14 protein-coding genes are annotated in these 15,621 nt (G+C 65.0%); 12 read left to right on the top strand and 2 right to left on the bottom strand.

The window, feature by feature from the left end:
* Window positions 1-2: 2 nt before the first annotated feature.
* Window positions 3-464 carry a ribose 5-phosphate isomerase B gene (gene rpiB, locus AC19YX_RS21980; protein WP_201131472.1) on the bottom strand — a complete coding sequence of 154 codons (462 nt, stop codon included), beginning with the start codon at window positions 462-464 and terminating at the stop codon, window positions 3-5.
* 283 nt (window positions 465-747) lie between these two features.
* On the opposite strand from rpiB, the gene AC19YX_RS21975 reads away from it, so the two are divergent.
* The 7 genes from AC19YX_RS21975 (at window position 748) to dhaL (ending at window position 8,126) form a co-directional block, all read left to right on the top strand.
* Window positions 748-2,235: a sugar ABC transporter ATP-binding protein gene (locus tag AC19YX_RS21975; protein WP_500607007.1), complete on the top strand. Its 1,488-nt coding sequence runs from the start codon at window positions 748-750 to the stop codon at window positions 2,233-2,235.
* On the top strand, window positions 2,232-3,224 hold the full coding sequence (locus AC19YX_RS21970; protein ID WP_078468788.1) for an ABC transporter permease: 993 nt from the start codon (window positions 2,232-2,234) through the stop codon (window positions 3,222-3,224). The genes AC19YX_RS21975 and AC19YX_RS21970 overlap by 4 nt, the downstream gene beginning before the upstream one ends.
* A gap of 44 nt (window positions 3,225-3,268) precedes the next feature.
* The gene (locus AC19YX_RS21965) at window positions 3,269-4,291 is read left to right on the top strand and encodes a substrate-binding domain-containing protein (RefSeq protein WP_078468787.1); all 1,023 of its coding nucleotides are present in this window, start codon (window positions 3,269-3,271) and stop codon (window positions 4,289-4,291) included.
* 185 nt (window positions 4,292-4,476) lie between these two features.
* Window positions 4,477-5,235, top strand: a complete 759-nt coding sequence (locus AC19YX_RS21960; RefSeq protein WP_078468786.1) for an SDR family oxidoreductase — start codon at window positions 4,477-4,479, stop codon at window positions 5,233-5,235.
* Window positions 5,236-5,274: 39 nt separating this feature from the next.
* On the top strand, window positions 5,275-6,393 hold the full coding sequence (locus AC19YX_RS21955) for an MDR/zinc-dependent alcohol dehydrogenase-like family protein (protein WP_201131475.1): 1,119 nt from the start codon (window positions 5,275-5,277) through the stop codon (window positions 6,391-6,393).
* 83 nt (window positions 6,394-6,476) lie between these two features.
* Window positions 6,477-7,478: a dihydroxyacetone kinase subunit DhaK gene (locus tag AC19YX_RS21950; RefSeq protein ID WP_078468784.1), complete on the top strand. Its 1,002-nt coding sequence runs from the start codon at window positions 6,477-6,479 to the stop codon at window positions 7,476-7,478.
* Between the two features lie 3 nt (window positions 7,479-7,481).
* Complete coding sequence (dhaL, locus tag AC19YX_RS21945; RefSeq protein ID WP_201131477.1) at window positions 7,482-8,126, top strand: dihydroxyacetone kinase subunit DhaL; 645 nt, start codon at window positions 7,482-7,484, stop codon at window positions 8,124-8,126.
* Between the two features lie 174 nt (window positions 8,127-8,300).
* Here dhaL and AC19YX_RS21940 read toward each other — a convergent pair whose 3' ends face one another.
* Window positions 8,301-9,182 carry a LysR family transcriptional regulator gene (locus AC19YX_RS21940; protein ID WP_020295208.1) on the bottom strand — a complete coding sequence of 294 codons (882 nt, stop codon included), beginning with the start codon at window positions 9,180-9,182 and terminating at the stop codon, window positions 8,301-8,303.
* 103 nt (window positions 9,183-9,285) lie between these two features.
* Between AC19YX_RS21940 and AC19YX_RS21935 the strand changes: the two genes are divergently transcribed.
* From AC19YX_RS21935 to AC19YX_RS21915, 5 genes are all read left to right on the top strand, one after another.
* Window positions 9,286-9,783, top strand: coding sequence for a GlcG/HbpS family heme-binding protein (locus AC19YX_RS21935; RefSeq protein ID WP_500607006.1), 498 nt, complete (start codon window positions 9,286-9,288; stop codon window positions 9,781-9,783).
* Window positions 9,780-11,318, top strand: coding sequence for an MFS transporter (locus tag AC19YX_RS21930; protein ID WP_500607005.1), 1,539 nt, complete (start codon window positions 9,780-9,782; stop codon window positions 11,316-11,318). Before AC19YX_RS21935 ends, AC19YX_RS21930 begins: the two co-directional genes overlap by 4 nt.
* 140 nt (window positions 11,319-11,458) lie before the next feature.
* Window positions 11,459-12,526 (top strand): NAD(P)/FAD-dependent oxidoreductase, encoded by a 1,068-nt coding sequence (locus AC19YX_RS21925; protein ID WP_500607004.1) that lies wholly within the window; start codon window positions 11,459-11,461, stop codon window positions 12,524-12,526.
* A 118-nt stretch (window positions 12,527-12,644) separates the two neighbouring features.
* Entirely contained in the window at window positions 12,645-14,393 is a 1,749-nt protein-coding gene (gene poxB, locus AC19YX_RS21920) for a ubiquinone-dependent pyruvate dehydrogenase (RefSeq protein WP_500607003.1), read from the top strand.
* 374 nt (window positions 14,394-14,767) lie between these two features.
* The gene (locus AC19YX_RS21915; RefSeq protein ID WP_500607002.1) at window positions 14,768-15,619 is read left to right on the top strand and encodes an STAS domain-containing protein; all 852 of its coding nucleotides are present in this window, start codon (window positions 14,768-14,770) and stop codon (window positions 15,617-15,619) included.
* The last annotated feature ends 2 nt before the right edge of the window (window positions 15,620-15,621 follow it).

The following is a 15,621-nucleotide window of genomic DNA, read 5'->3' as shown; positions in this document are numbered from 1 at the left end:
CCTCACTGATGACCATCACGCTCGATGGCATTGATCCGCTCGACCTTGGCCCCCGAGCGCGCCGCCTCGAACTCCGACTCCAGGAACGCCTTGACGATGCTCTTGGCCAGTTCCACCCCCACTACCCGCGCGCCAATCGAGAGAATTTGCGCATCGTTGCTCTTGCGTGCGCGCTCGGCGGAATAGGTGTCATGGGCCTGGGCCGCGCGAATCCCCAGCACCTTGTTCGCCGAGATGGCCATGCCGATGCCGGTGCCGCACACCAGCACTCCCAACCGGTGGTGCCCGGCATTTATGGCCGTGGCCACGGCCAGGGCGATGTCCGGGTACAGCACCGGTTCCAGGGAATGGGTGCCGAAATCCTCGACCGGATGCCCCAGTGCCTCGATGTGCCGCTTGAGCAGCTCCTTGAGTTCAAACCCCGCCTCATCGCATCCAATCGCCACTGAAAAGGCTCTATTCATCGCATTTCGCTCCGCTGACAGGGAAAGAGCATGACTGATCATATGATCACTTAGTGAAACTTTGATCAGTCATTTTTCAGGCATTCTCCCCTCAACTGTCAAGCGAGATTTACCAGGCTCGGGGAATAACGCCCTACACAGGGCGGTAAAAAGCCTCACTTGCCACCTGGACATATTTAAAGCGAAAGGGATTGACTGATCAGAATTTCATTTGTTACACATATGATCAGCGCAAAACATGGTTATGCGATCTAATAAGAATTCACAGCACGAGGACACGCCGATGGCCACGCCATTACTGCTCCAGGCTGAACATGTCGCCAAGGCCTATGCCGGGATCCCTGCCCTGCGTGACGGTCGCCTCTCCCTGCGTGCCGGCAGCGTGCATGCCCTGTGCGGCGGCAATGGCGCCGGCAAGTCCACCTTCCTCGGCATTCTGATGGGCATCACCCAGCGCGATGCCGGCAGCATCCTGCTCAACGGCCAGCCGGTGCAGTTCGACCGCCCGAGCGCCGCCCTGGCGGCCGGGGTGGCGATGATCACCCAGGAGCTGGAACCGATCCCCTACATGACCGTCGCCGAAAACATCTGGCTCGGTCGCGAACCGCGTCGCGCCGGCTGCATCGTCGATAGCAAGGAACTCATCCGGCGCACCCGCGAGTTGCTGGCCAGCCTGGAATTCGAGGTCGACGCCAACAGCCCCATGCACCGCTTGAGCGTGGCGCAAATCCAGCTGGTGGAAATTGCCAAGGCCTTCAGCCATGACTGCCAGGTGATGATCATGGACGAGCCGACCTCGGCCATTGGCGAACGCGAGGCCGAGACCCTGTTCAAGGCCATCCGCCGCCTCACCGCGCGTGGCGCCGGCATCATCTACGTGTCGCACCGCCTCAGCGAACTGGCGCAGATCGCCGACGACTACAGCATCTTTCGCGACGGCGCCTTTGTTGAAAGCGGGCGCATGGTCGACATCGACCGCGCCCACCTGGTGCGCGGCATCGTCGGCCAGGAATTGACACGCATCGATCACAAGGTCGGGCGCCAGTGCGCCGCGCAAAACTGCCTCGATATCCAGGGCCTGAGCCGCCACGGCGAGTTCCAGGACATCAGCCTGCAACTGCGCCAGGGCGAAATTCTCGGCATCTACGGCCTGATGGGGTCAGGGCGCAGCGAATTCCTCAACTGCATCTATGGCCTGACCGAACCCCATGCTGGCAGCGTCACCCTGCAAGGCCAGCCGCTGCCGGTGGGCGTGCCGGCAGCGACCATTCGCGCCGGCATGTCACTGGTCACCGAAGACCGCAAGGACAGCGGGCTGGTACTCAGCAGCAGCATCCTCTCCAACATCGCCCTCAGCGCCTACCGCCAGCTGTCGAGCTGGTCGCTGATCAGTGCGCGTAAAGAACTGCAACTGGCCCGGGACATGGTCCAGCGCCTGCAGATCAAGACCAGCTCCCTGGACCTGCCGGTGGAATCCATGAGCGGCGGCAACCAGCAAAAGGTGGTGCTCGCCAAGTGCCTGTCGACCACGCCGATCTGCCTGCTGTGCGACGAGCCGACCCGAGGCATCGACGAGGGCGCCAAGCAGGAGATCTACCACCTGCTGGACGAGTTCGTGCGTGCCGGCGGCGCAGCCATCGTGGTGTCTTCAGAGGCCCCCGAGCTGCTGCATCTGAGTGATCGAATCGCGGTATTCAAGGGCGGCCGGCTGGTCACCATCAGCACTGACACCGCCCTTTCCCAGGAAGCCTTGTTGAGTCTCGCCTCATGAACGCCAAGACCCATGCCACCCCGACCCTGCCAGCCTCGACCCACCCCGCGCCACGCAGCCGACTGCGCCTGGCCCTGGACCGCTTCGGCCTGCCGCTGGTGTTTATCCTGCTGTGCCTGGTCATGGCGTTTGCCAGCGAATACTTCATGACCTGGCGCAACTGGATGGACATCCTGCGCCAGACCTCGATCAACGGGATCCTCGCCGTAGGCATGACTTACGTGATCCTGACCAAGGGCATTGACCTCTCGGTGGGGTCGATCCTGGCGTTCGCCGGCCTGTGCAGCGCCCTGGTGGCGACCCAGGGCTACGGCCTGCTGGCGGCGGTCAGCGCCGGAATGTTCGCCGGGGCCATGCTCGGCGTGGTCAACGGCTTCATGGTGGCCAACCTGTCGATCCCACCCTTTGTCGCAACCCTTGGCATGCTCAGCATTGCCCGCGGCATGACCTTTATCCTCAATGACGGCAGCCCGGTCACCGACCTGCCGGAAAACTACCTGGCCCTGGGCATCGGCAAGATCGGCCCGGTCGGCGTGCCGGTGGTGATCTTCGCCGTGGTCGCGCTGATTTTCTGGATGGTCCTGCGCTACACCACCTACGGACGCTACGTCTATGCCGTGGGCGGCAACGAAAAAAGCGCCCGCACCTCCGGGATCGGCGTGCGCAAGGTGATGTTCTCGGTGTACGTGGTCTCCGGGCTGCTGGCGGGCTTGGCCGGCGTGGTGCTCTCGGCGCGCACCACCTCCGCCCTGCCCCAGGCCGGCACCTCCTATGAACTGGACGCCATCGCCGCCGTGGTGATCGGCGGCACCAGCCTCTCCGGTGGCACCGGCAGCATTGTCGGCACCCTGTTCGGCGCCCTGTTGATCGGTGTGATCAACAACGGCCTGAACCTGCTCGGGGTGTCCTCCTATTACCAGCAAGTCGCCAAGGGCTTGATCATCGTGTTTGCGGTGCTCATCGATGTCTGGCGCAAGAAAAAACGCTAACCCCGTTCATTGCACGGCACGACCACAACAATAAGGAGTTCCCCATGAAGCTTTCACCGAAGAAGCTCGGCACATCCCTGGCCACGCTGGCGGCTGTCTCCCTGCTCAGCAGCAGCGTTGCCTTCGCTGCAGAAAAAACCTACAAGATCGGCGCGGCGGTGTACGGGCTCAAGGGCCAGTTCATGCAGAACTGGGTCCGTGAGCTCAAGCAGCACCCGGCGGTCAAGGACGGCACGGTGCAGATCACCGTGTTCGACGGCAACTATGACGCCCTGACCCAGAACAACCAGATCGAAACCATGGTCACCCAGCACTATGACGCGATCATCTTTGTGCCAATCGACACCAAGGCCGGGGTCGGCGCCGTGGCCCGGGCCATGGAAAACGACATCCCGGTGATCGCCTCCAACACCAAGGTCGCCAGCGCCAACGTGCCCTATGTCGGCAACGACGATGTCGAGGGCGGGCGCCTGCAAGCCCAGGCCATGGTCGACAAGCTCAAGGGCAAGGGCAATGTGGTGATCATCCAGGGGCCGATTGGCCAGTCGGCGCAGATTGACCGGGAAAAAGGCGAGATGGAGATCCTCAAGAAGAATCCGGGGATCAAGGTCATCGAAATGAAGACCGCCAACTGGTCCCGCGCCGAGGCCTTGTCGCTGACCGAAGACTGGCTCAACGCCCACCCCAATGGCGGCATCTCCGGGATCATCGCCCAGAACGACGACATGGCCCTGGGCGCCCTGCAGGCGGTGAAGTCTCGCGGCCTGTCGCCGAGCGACGTGCCCGTGACCTCTATCGACGGCATGCCGGATGCGATCCAGGCGGCGAAAAAAGGCGAAGTCACCACCTTCCTCCAGGATGCCCAGGCCCAGTCCCAGGGTGCGCTGGATGTAGCCCTGCGAACCCTGGCCGGCAAGGACTACAAGCCGCAGTCGGTGATCTGGGAACGTTATGCCAAGGACGTGAAATGGGGCGACGGCAGCGACAAGCTGTACATCCTGCCGTGGGTGCCGGTGACCAACGGCAATGCCGATGCGCTGTACCAGCAGGTAGCGGGCAGCAAATAGGTCGGACCTGCGCCAGCGCTCCGGGGCCTGGCACCTGCGCTCTGCCAGCGCAATCATCTATCGCTGGCTTGCACCCTCCCCGTGGCGAGCGCACTTGCTCGCGCTGGGTGGTGCAGCCGCCCCCAACACCTGACGCAGTTGATTGGTCGGTTTTACAGCCCATCGTTTTATAGAGGAGTCATGACATGTCCGGATTCTGGGATCAGGCCTTCGACCTGAACGGCCGCTGCGCGGTGATCACGGGTGGCGCCGCCGGGATCGGCCTGGCGTGCGCCAACCTGCTGGTGGAGCGCGGGGCCAAGGTTGCCCTGCTCGACCGCGACCCGGCGGTGGCGGATATCGCCGCCAGCCTCGGCGACGGGCACCTGGGGCTGGCCATCGACCTGCGCCAGCTGGATCAAGTACGAGACGCGGTGGACCTGATGGCCGCGCACTACGGGCGCCTGGATTTCCTGGTCAACAGCGCCGGGGTCGCCCTGCTGGACAAGGCCATGGAAGTCAGCGAAAGCGCCTGGGACACCACCCTGGACATCAACCTCAAGGCCAGTTTCTTTGTGGCCCAGGCCTGTGCCCGGCACATGATCGAGCAAGGCCACGGACGCATCGTCAACCTCGCTTCCCAGGCTGCGGTCATCGGCCTCGACCGGCACGTGGCGTACTGCGCGAGCAAGGCAGCGGTGGTGGGCATGACCAAGGTCCTGGCCATGGAGTGGGCGCCCCACGGCATCAACGTCAACGCCATTTCACCGACCATCGTCGAAACGGCCCTGGGCAAGAAAGCCTGGGCCGGCGAGCTGGGTGAACGGGCCAAGTTGCAGATCCCGGTCGGGCGCTTCGCCCAGCCCGAGGAAATCGCCGGGCTGGTGCTGTACCTGCTCAGCGACGCGGCCAAGATGATCACCGGGGAGAACGTGGTCATCGATGGCGGCTACAGCATTCAGTAAATACGCGCTTTTCACATCATTTCGATGAGGTCCGCTGCCATGTCTACGCTGCTCGAAACCCCGACACACGAACGCCTGTCGCCAACGATTCCGGCAACCATGCAGGCCGTGGTCTGTTATGGCCCGGAGGACTACCGCCTGGAGCAGGTCCCGGTGCCCATCCCCGGGCCCGAGGAGATCCTGACCAAGGTCGAGCTCTGCGGGATCTGCATGGGCGACATCAAGACCTATCGCGGAGCGCCTTCGTTCTGGGGCGACGCCGAGCAACCACGCTACGTCAAGCCACCGATGATCCCCGGCCATGAGTTCGTGTGCCGTGTGGTGGCCCTGGGGCCCGGGGCTGAGAAACGCGGGGTCAAGGTGGGCGACCGGGTGATTTCGGAACAGATAGTGCCGTGCTGGGGCTGTCGCTTCTGCAATCACGGCCAGTACTGGATGTGCCAGAAGCACGACTTGTATGGCTTCCAGAACAACGTCCAGGGTGCCATGGCGCAGTACATGATCTTCACCAAGGAAGGCATCGTGCACAAAGTGCCGGACAGCATCGCGCCGGATGAGGCGATCCTGATCGAGCCGCTGGCCTGTTCGCTGCACGCCGCTGATCGCGCCGACGTGGGTTTCGACGACATCGTAGTCGTCGCCGGGGCCGGCACCCTGGGCCTGGGCATCATCGGTGCGGTGCGCATGCGCAACCCCAAGCGCCTGATTGTCCTCGACATGAAGCCCGAACGCACCGCACTCGCCCTGCGCATGGGCGCTGATGAAGTGTGGAACCCGGCCGAAGTCGACGTGCTGGCGAAGATTCGCGAAATCACCGAAGGCTACGGCTGCGACATCTACATCGAAGCCACCGGCCATCACAAGGCGGTCAACCAGGGCCTGGCGATGCTGCGCAAACTGGGGCGGTTCGTCGAGTTCAGCGTGTTCAACGACGAAGCCACAGTGGATTGGTCGATCATCGGCGACCGCAAGGAACTGGACGTGCTCGGCTCGCACCTGGGCCCCTACATGTACCCACGGGCCATCGACTTTATCGGCAACCGCAAGATCGACATGCGCGACGTGGTGACCCACACCTTCGCCCTGGCCGACTTCAAGGAAGCCTTCGCCGTCATGGAGCGCGGCGACCGCTCATTGAAAGTGGTGCTCAAACCCTAGCCCTCGGCAGCCGCTACCAGCACTATTCTGGCCATGTTCGGACGCTGGCCAATATCAACAACAAGAACACAGGAAACCCCGTCATGAATCGAGTGATCAACGACCCGGACCACGTGGTCGAGGACATGCTGCAGGGCATCCTGCTGGCGCACCCGGAACTGGCCCAGTTCGAGACCAACCCACGGGTGATCTGCAAACGCGACGCTTCGCCGACAGGCCAGGTGGGCATCGTCACCGGCGGCGGCTCGGGGCATGAACCGGCGTTTCTCGGCTATGTCGGCCCAGGCCTGGTGGACGCGGTGGCGGTGGGCGAAATCTTTTCTTCGCCCACCGCCAAAAGCTTCTTCGACGCCTTTCGAGCCGCCGACCAGGGCGCGGGCGTCGCCTGCCTGTACGGCAACTACGCGGGCGACAATATGAACGTGAAACTGGCGATGAAGATGGCCGCCAGCAAAGACCTGCAGGTGCGCACTGTGGTCGCCAACGACGACGTGGCCTCCGCGCCTCAGGCCGAGATTGCCAAACGCCGGGGCGTGGCCGGGGAGATCTTCATGTGGAAGGTCGGCGGCGCGGCGGCGGCCAAGGGCTATGACCTCGACGGAGTGATTCGGGTCGCGCAGAACGCCGTCGACCGGTGCCGTTCCATTGGCGTGGGGCTCACCCCCTGCACCATTCCGGCGGTGGGCAAGCCCAACTTCCAGATCGCCCCCGGGCAAATGGAACTGGGCATCGGTCACCACGGCGAGCCGGGGATTGAGGTCATCCCCGTCGAGTCCGCTGCGGCCATGGCCGAGCGCATGCTGGCGCCAATCCTCGCCGACCGCGATTTCAGTACCGACGATAGCGTGGTGGTACTGGTTTCCGGCCTCGGTGCGACGCCGGTGATGGAGCTGTATATTTTCTACGCTGAAGTCGAACGGCAGATCCGCGCCAAGGGGCTCAAGGTGCACCGCTGTTACGTCGGCAACTATTTCACCTCACTGGAAATGATGGGCGTGACCCTGACCCTGCTGGGCCTGGACGCCGAACTCAAAACCCTGATCGACCAACCTTGCCGCTCCATCGGCATGACCCAGACGGAGTGAACCATGAGCCAGTCTTTTTCCAGCAGTGACGGCGGCGCCATCGTGGCCGACCTGGTGACCGTAATAGTCGCCAACCGTGAATACCTGAGCGAAGTCGACGGGGCCATCGGCGACGGTGACCACGGCATCAATATGGCCAAGGGCTTTGCCCACTGTGGCCGTGCCCTGGAAGGGCGTGAACTGGACCTGGCCGGGGCGCTCGACGAACTGACCCTGAGCCTGATGGAAGGCATAGGCGGCTCCATGGGCCCGCTCTACGGCAGCCTGTTTATCGGCATGGCCAATGAGGTGCGCGACCGACAGGAGATCGACACGGCGACCTTCGCCCGCCTGCTGCGCGGTGGCCTGACCTCGCTGCAAGACATCACCGAGGCCGGCGTCGGCGACAAGTGCTTGATGGACACCCTGATCCCTGCGGTGCAGGCGTTCGAACAGGCACACGCAGCAGGGGCTTCATTCCATGAAGCACTGGAGCACATGAAAAGCGCGGCGTCTCAGGGCCGGGACTCAACCCGCGATCTGGTGGCCCGGATCGGCCGTGCCAGCCGCCTGGGCGAACGGTCACTCGGCGTGCTGGATGCCGGCGCTGTGTCCTGCTGCCTGATCCTGACCCGCCTCGCCGACTCCATCCGCCCCCGACTCCTGTAGCCGCTGCCGAAGGCTGCGCTGGCCGGCACTGCCGCCTTGCTATATCTGACAGAGCACGGCGACCTCAAGGGCCAGCGCAGCCTGGCGGCAACGGCTACAGGCGTTCTGCCGCCTTGGCGCATCTGACGGAACGCGGCGATCTCAAGGGTCCAACGGCCACGCCATTCAGCTCTATCAGGGCACTCTTCGATACTCGCGCTTGATCTGTTCGAGGTAGCGCACCACGGCCGGGGCCTGTTCGAAGCGGCGGTGGATCAGGGACAGGCGTGAGGAGGCGTCGCCGCCCTTGATCGGCCGGTACAGGACGTTGGGCAGGCTGATATGACCGATCACCGACTCAGGCACCACGGCCACGCCCTGGCCCAGGGACACCAGGGCCAGCACGGCCACCAGGCCGCCGGGCTGGGGGCCCAGGGTCGGTGCGTAGCCGCCCTGGGCCGCCACTTGCAGGGTGCCGCTGATCTGTTCGGGGAGAATAAAGGTCTCGCCGCGCAGATGTTCCGGGCTGATGTCCCCCAGGCGAGCCAGCCAGGACTGCGCCGGCAACGCCAGCACAAACCCTTCGGCGTCCAGGGCGATGGCTTCCAGCCCCTCGGGCAGGGTCATGGGGGAGCGGATATAACCGATATCGAAGCGCCCATCGGCCACCAGTCCCGGCAGCGCGGCCATGGGCTTTTCGCGCACGCTGAGGCTGACGTCCGGGTATTGCCGGCAAAAAGCCTGCACCTGCTTTTGCAGCAGGCCCGAGTACACCGCCGAGGCCACGTAACCCAGTTCGATATGGCCGATTTCCCCGCGCCCGGCGCGCTGGGCATTGCGCTGGGCAAACTCGAACTGGCGCACCGTGGCCTCGGCCTCCATCACCAACGCGGCACCGGCCTCGGTCAAGCTGACCTCGCGCTGCTGGCGCAGGAACAGGCGCGTGCCCAGGGCTTGCTCCATGTCCTGGATCTGCCGGCTCAAGGTCGGCGGGGCAATGCCCAACTGCTCGGCGGCGCGGGTGAAATTGCGCTGCCGGGCCACGGCCAGGAAGTAGCGAAAATGACGAATTTCCATAAAGGCGTTAGCTCAAAGGTAATGAAGTCCCGCATTGCGCCTAACAAGGCACCCGAAGCGTCGCGATAAGCTGGCTCGACCTCCACCCTAGAGAGCCTATGCCATGCGCGTCAAACCCCTGTTTCTGGCGATGATCACTTGTTACAGCCTGCAGCTCGCTTCTGCCGGCGCTGCCGACACCGGTATTGCCCGCAAGGCAATCCTTGACCTGAAGAGCGCCCAACAGCTGCTCCAGGCCGCCCAGCAGACCGCCGACGCCAAGGGCTGGCCGGCCGCGGTGGTGATCGTCGACGACGGCGGCTGGCCGATCCTCAGTGCGCGCATGGACGGCGCTCCGGTGGTCGCCGGGATCGAGCTGGCCCAGGGCAAGGCGCGCACCTCGGCGCTGTTCAAGCGGCCCTCGGGCGATCTGGAAAATGCCATCAATGGTGGGCGTCAGGCGGCGATTACCGCCGGTTTGCTGATGATGAAAGGCGCGCAGCCCATCATCGTCGACGGCCAGGTGATCGGCGCCATCGGGGTCAGCGCCGACACCCCGGCCCATGACGATGAAATCGCCCTCGCCGCCCTGGCGGCCCTGCCCCAGCGGAGTCAGCCATGAGTCAACCCAACCCGCGCTGGACCCTGCTCACCGCGTCCGGGGTGTGCTCGCTGATCGTGCTCGACACCAATATCGTCGCCGTGACCCTGCCGAGCATCGCCCGCGACCTGGGGGCCAACTTCGTCGATATCGAATGGGTGGTCAGCGCCTACATGCTGGCCTTCGCCGCCTTGCTGCTGCCCGCCGGCAGCCTCGCCGACCGCTTCGGACGCAGGAAGACCCTGCTCTGCGGCCTGGTGATTTTCATCCTCGCCTCCCTCGGCTGCGGCGCCGCCCCCTCGGCGCTGTGGCTGGATATCGCCCGGGCGATCAAAGGCGTGGGCGCAGCCCTGCTCTTGACCTCGGCCCTGGCCTCCATCGGCCATACCTTCCACGACGATGTGCAGCGGGCCAAGGCCTGGGCATTCTGGGGCGCCTGCATGGGCGTGGCGATGACCGCCGCACCGACCCTCGGTGGGCTGATTACCCAGTACATCGGCTGGCGCTGGATCTTCTACCTCAACCTGCCAGTGGGCCTGGCGCTGATGTCCATGGTCCTGCGCCATGTGCCCGAGTCCCGCGACACCCAGGCCGCGCGCCTCGATCCCTGGGGCAGCCTGGCCTTCAGCGCCAGCCTGCTGTGCCTGATCTGGGGCCTGATCGAAGCCAACCGCATCGGCTGGAGCAACCCGCTGACCTACGCCCGCCTGCTGGGCGGCGCGGCCTTGCTCGGGCTGTTCGTGCTGATCGAAAAAGCCCAGCGCCGGCCCATGGTGGATTTGCAGTTGCTGCGCCACCCACGACTGATCGGCGCCCTGCTGGGGATGTTCGCCTACGCCGGTTGCGCCCAGGTGATGATGACGCTGCTGCCGTTCTACTTGCAGAACGGCCTGCAGTTTTCCGCCATCGCCTCGGGCCTGGGCATGCTGCCATTTGCCCTGACCATGCTGATTTGCCCGCGCATCGGCGCACGCCTGGCCGGGCGTTATGCCCCGGCCACCCTGATGGCCGCAGGCCTGACCCTGGTCGGGGTGGGCAATCTGCTCAGTGCCTGGGCAGTGCACGCCGGTGGCTACCTGAGCTTTGCCCTGGCGATTGCCGTCACCGGTGCCGGCGCCGGGCTGCTCAATGGCGACACCCAGAAAAACATCATGGCCTGCGTACCGCGGGAGCGGACCGGGATGGCCTCGGGCATGAGCACCACCATGCGTTTTAGCGCCATCATGCTGGCCATCGGCGTGTTCGGGGCGTTGCTGGCCAGCCATACCCAGCACCTGCTGCAGGTCGATCTCGGCCAGCAGGCGCCGCAATGGCTGGACCAGGCGCCGGACATCGCCTCGCGGGTGGTCGCCGGGGATATGCAAGGCGCCCTGGCCAGCCTGCCGGACAGCGCCCGGGCCGTGGTCGAGCCCCTGGCAGTGCAGGCCTTTGTCGGCGGTTTCGGCCGGGTGCTGACGGTGGCCGGGATCCTCGCCCTGCTGGGGGCGCTGATGGTCGGTCGGCTGATGCGCAACCCCTTGCCCCAGGCCCAGGGTCTGAGCCTGAAGCTGGAATAGAAGCCTCCTCTGCAACCGCCCCAGGCGCGCGCCCGAGCCTGGGGCCTGGTTGCACTTTCATAACATTCATTCCTTTGCCTGGCGCCCGCCGCCAGCGCTAAGGTGCGGCCACCTGAAATACCCACTCCCCCGAGGTGCAGATGCCCCCTTCAAGTGTGATCGTGGTCGGAGCCGGCATTGTCGGCGCCTCCATCGCCTACCACCTGGCACGCCAGGGCGCACAGGTGACGGTGCTTGAGCAGTCGGTTGCGGCGAGCGGCGTGACCCGCCATTCATTTGCCTGGATCAACACCGCCGATGAAGCGCCTAAGGCGATCCAGGCCCTGCGCGCCCAGGCCCTGGCGGACTATTGGCGCCTCGAACACGAGCTGCCGGACCTGCGCATCACGTGGTCGGGAGCGCTGTGCTACACCGCCGCCGCCCTGGCCGCGAACGGCGCCAGCGCCCACCTCAGCCCCAGCCCATCGCTGCAGTGGCTCGACCAGGCCCAGGTCGCGCAGCTTGAACCCAACCTGATCACGCCGCCGCAGCGCGCCCGCTACGCCCCCGCGGAGGGCAGTCTGGATCCGGTGGCCGCCACCCGCACCCTGCTGGACGGGGCCCGAGCCCACGGCGCCCAGGTGCTGGAACAGACCCCGGTGCTGGGCCTGCGACTCGACGGCAGCCGGGTGATCGGCGTCGACACCGCCAACGGCGCCTGCCACGCCGATTGCGTGGTGCTCGCCGCCGGCTGCGCGACCCCGGCCCTGGTCGCCCCGCTGGGCCTGCTTCTGCCGGTGGACGCCTCGCCGTCGATCCTGATCCGTCTCGATGCCCCGCCAGGCCTGATCAAGACCCTGATCTCCAACAGCGAGATGGAAATCCGCGAAGCGGCGGACGGCAGCTTGCTGATGGCCGAGGACTACATCGCCGCCAGCGGCGCACAAGGACCGGACGCCCTGGCCCAGGCCGCATTGCTCAGCGTGCGCCAGTCATTGCGCGGCGCCGAAGCCGTGACCCTGCGCAGCGTCGAGGTCGGCCAGCGCCCGATGCCCGCCGACCGCCTGCCAGTGATTGGCCCGAGTGCCGGGCACCCGGGGCTGTACCTGGCGGTGATGCACCCCGGGGTGATCCTCGCGGCCACGGTCGGGCGCCTGGTCAGCGAAGAACTGATCCACGGCCAGACCTGCGACGCCCTCGCCCCCTGCCGCCCCTCGCGCTTTAGCTGAGGGCGCGGCAACACCGCCCTGGGGGCCGGATAAGTGCCCCCTCAGTGGAATCATCCGCCCTCGCCTGTTGTCCTCTCTTGATCGCAACGACTTCTTAATCGGACGACGGGAGCACTCCATGGCGAAAATCACCCTTGCCCAGCAACTGGCAACCACCCTTGAGCAAGCCGGGGTCAAGCGCATCTGGGGCCTGACCGGCGACAGCCTGAACGGCCTGACCGACGCCTTGCGCACCATGGACAGCATCGAGTGGATGCACGTGCGCCACGAGGAGGTGGCGGCCTTTGCCGCCGGCGCCGAAGCCGCGGCCACCGGCGAGCTGGCGGTGTGCGCCGGCAGCTGCGGGCCGGGCAACCTGCACCTGATCAATGGCCTGTTCGACTGCCATCGCAACCATGTGCCGGTGCTGGCGATTGCCGCGCAGATCCCGTCTTCGGAGATCGGCCTCAACTACTTCCAGGAGACCCATCCCCAGGAGCTGTTCAAGGAATGCAGCCACTTCGTCGAACTGGTCAGCAACCCGGCGCAGATGCCCCAGGTGCTGCACCGGGCCATGCGCAGCGCGATCCTCAACCGGGGCGTGGCGGTGGTGGTGATTCCCGGCGATGTGGCGTTGCAGGAGGTCGAGGCGCACCTCAAGCCCTGGCCGGCACTGCACGCGCCGCGCACCCTGCCCGCGCCCCAGGACCTGGACCGGCTGGTCGAGCTGCTGAGCAACAGCAAGGCCACCACCCTGCTCTGCGGCAGCGGTTGCGCCGGCGCCCATGACCAGGTGGTGGCCCTGGCCGACGCCCTCGGCGCGCCGGTGGTGCATGCCCTGCGCGGCAAGGAGCACATTGAATGGGACAACCCGTTCGATGTCGGCATGACCGGGCTGATCGGCTTCAGCTCCGGTTACCACGCCATGCTCAACTGCGACACCCTGGTGATGCTCGGCACCGACTTCCCGTACCGCCAGTTCTACCCCAGCGATGCCCGCATCGTGCAGATCGACCGCGACCCGCAGGCCCTCGGCCGGCGCGCCACCCTCGACCTGGGGATTGCCGCCGACGTCGGCGAAACCCTGGCCGCCCTGCTGCCGCGCCTGCCATACAAGGGCGACCGCAGCTTCCTCGACGAGTCCCTCAAGCATTACGCCAAGGCCCGCAAGGGTCTGGACGACCTGGCCCAGCCCAGCCCCGTAAACCGGCCGATCCACCCGCAGTACCTGACCCGGGTGCTCAGCGAACTGGCGGACGAAGACGCGATCTTCACCGCTGACGTCGGCACCCCCACGGTGTGGGCCGCGCGCTACCTGAAAATGAACGGCAAGCGGCGCCTGCTGGGCTCGTTCAACCATGGCTCGATGGCCAATGCCATGCCCCAGGCCATGGGCGCCCAGGCGGCATTCCCCGGGCGCCAGGTGATTTCGCTGTCGGGCGACGGCGGTTTCAGCATGTTGATGGGCGACTTCATTTCCCTGGCCCAGCTCAAGCTGCCGGTGAAAGTCATCGTCTACGACAACGCCTCCCTGGGCTTTGTCGCCATGGAGATGAAATCCGCCGGCTACCTGGACACCGGCACCGACCTGCACAACCCGGACTTCGGCGCCATGGCCAATGCCATGGGCATCCTCGGCCTGCGGGTGGAGCGCTCCGAAGACCTGGAAGGCGCCTTGCGCACCGCCCTGGCCCATGACGGGCCGGTGCTGGTGGACGTGGTCACCGCCAAACAGGAGCTGGCCATGCCGCCGGCGATCAAGCTCGAACAGGCCAAGGGCTTCAGTCTCTACATGCTCAAGGCGGTGATGAGCGGGCGCGGCGATGAGGTGATCGAACTGGCCAAGACCAACTGGCTCAAGGGCCTCTGGTCCAAGCCTCAGGAATGACATCAAAACAGCAGCAACTTCATGATTGTCACCACGGCCCGCAACCTGCGGCCGTGGTGCGCATCATTGCCCGCCTGCCCCCGTTTGTGCCCCGCATCGTGGGAGAAAATCCGCAGCGTGGGCGCAGGTCTTCTACGCTCTGGCTGGTTGACCTCATTTCGATATGAGCAACCCAGCACAACCCCGGTATTTTTTAAGACTTTCTTCAAGCGTGGCAGTGTTCAAAATGGTTCAAATTGGTAGAAACTACCGCCCGCACAAGACTGCCCCCAGGTCCGGGTCCAAAGGCACTATCGCCCAGGGACGCCGCCACGGGTCAGTCACCTTTTTGTCCTTTCTGTCGTGTACATCAGCGTTATTCCCAGGAGATCAACATGGCGGTACTTCAAGCTCGCACACTGGATTTATTGCAGAACAATCAAAAGAACCTGCTGGGCGAATGGGTCGCCAGCCTCGAGGCCTCAGGTGCCGCGCGCAATATCAAGCAGGATGACTTGCAGCAGCAGGGCGCCGATTTCCTGGGGCTGATCATTGCCGCATTGAAAACCGGCAATTCGCAGAATGTGAACCATGACGACTGGGCCGAAGCCCGGCAGTTCCTGGAAAAGCTGTCCCATAGCCGCGCCCTGATCGGTCAGGACTCGCAGCAGACCGCCAGTTTCATTTTCGCCCTCAAGGGCCCGCTGTTTGCCCTGCTGCAACACGAGTACGTGGAACAGCCGGCGCTGCTGGCCGAGCAACTCTGGGAAGTTTCCGAGCTGCTGGACGCCCTGGGCATGCACACCATCCGGACCTTCCAGAAGTCCCGCGAATCGGTGATCAAGCGTCAGCAGGAAGAACTGCTGGAGCTGTCGACTCCGGTGGTCAAACTGTGGGAAGGCGTGCTGGCCCTGCCGATGATCGGCACCCTGGATTCGCAGCGCACCCAGGTGGTGATGGAATCCTTGCTGCAACGCATCGTCGACACCGGCTCGGAGATCGCGATCATCGACATCACCGGGGTCCCGACCGTCGACACCCTGGTGGCCCAGCACCTGCTCAAGACCGTGACCGCCATCCGCCTGATGGGCGCCGACTGCATCATCAGCGGCGTGCGTCCGCAGATTGCCCAGACCATCGTCCACCTCGGCCTGGACCTGCAGGGCGTGGTGACCAAGGCCAACCTGGCCGATGCCCTGGCCCTGGCCCTGAAACGCCTGGGCGTCACTGTCAGCAAGGCGGTTTAAGC

This window comes from Pseudomonas sp. MF09150 (assembly GCF_059862355.1).
The sequence above is the reverse complement of the archived record's forward strand: the minus strand, read 5'-3'. Positions and strand labels throughout refer to the sequence as shown.

Bases quoted from the DNA above. Each gene is read 5' to 3' on its own strand.
- AC19YX_RS21965 (WP_078468787.1), top strand. From the start codon at position 3,269: ATGAAGCTTTCACCGAAGAAGCTCGGCACATCCCTGGCCACGCTGGCG.
- AC19YX_RS21950 (WP_078468784.1), top strand. From the start codon at position 6,477: ATGAATCGAGTGATCAACGACCCGGACCACGTGGTCGAGGACATGCTG.
- AC19YX_RS21955 (WP_201131475.1), top strand. From the start codon at position 5,275: ATGTCTACGCTGCTCGAAACCCCGACACACGAACGCCTGTCGCCAACG.
- AC19YX_RS21970 (WP_078468788.1), top strand. From the start codon at position 2,232: ATGAACGCCAAGACCCATGCCACCCCGACCCTGCCAGCCTCGACCCAC.
- AC19YX_RS21930 (WP_500607005.1), top strand. From the start codon at position 9,780: ATGAGTCAACCCAACCCGCGCTGGACCCTGCTCACCGCGTCCGGGGTG.
- AC19YX_RS21960 (WP_078468786.1), top strand. From the start codon at position 4,477: ATGTCCGGATTCTGGGATCAGGCCTTCGACCTGAACGGCCGCTGCGCG.
- AC19YX_RS21975 (WP_500607007.1), top strand. From the start codon at position 748: ATGGCCACGCCATTACTGCTCCAGGCTGAACATGTCGCCAAGGCCTAT.
- AC19YX_RS21925 (WP_500607004.1), top strand. From the start codon at position 11,459: ATGCCCCCTTCAAGTGTGATCGTGGTCGGAGCCGGCATTGTCGGCGCC.
- AC19YX_RS21915 (WP_500607002.1), top strand. From the start codon at position 14,768: ATGGCGGTACTTCAAGCTCGCACACTGGATTTATTGCAGAACAATCAA.
- AC19YX_RS21935 (WP_500607006.1), top strand. From the start codon at position 9,286: ATGCGCGTCAAACCCCTGTTTCTGGCGATGATCACTTGTTACAGCCTG.
- dhaL (WP_201131477.1), top strand. From the start codon at position 7,482: ATGAGCCAGTCTTTTTCCAGCAGTGACGGCGGCGCCATCGTGGCCGAC.
- AC19YX_RS21940 (WP_020295208.1), bottom strand. From the start codon at position 9,182: ATGGAAATTCGTCATTTTCGCTACTTCCTGGCCGTGGCCCGGCAGCGC.
- poxB (WP_500607003.1), top strand. From the start codon at position 12,645: ATGGCGAAAATCACCCTTGCCCAGCAACTGGCAACCACCCTTGAGCAA.
- rpiB (WP_201131472.1), bottom strand. From the start codon at position 464: ATGAATAGAGCCTTTTCAGTGGCGATTGGATGCGATGAGGCGGGGTTT.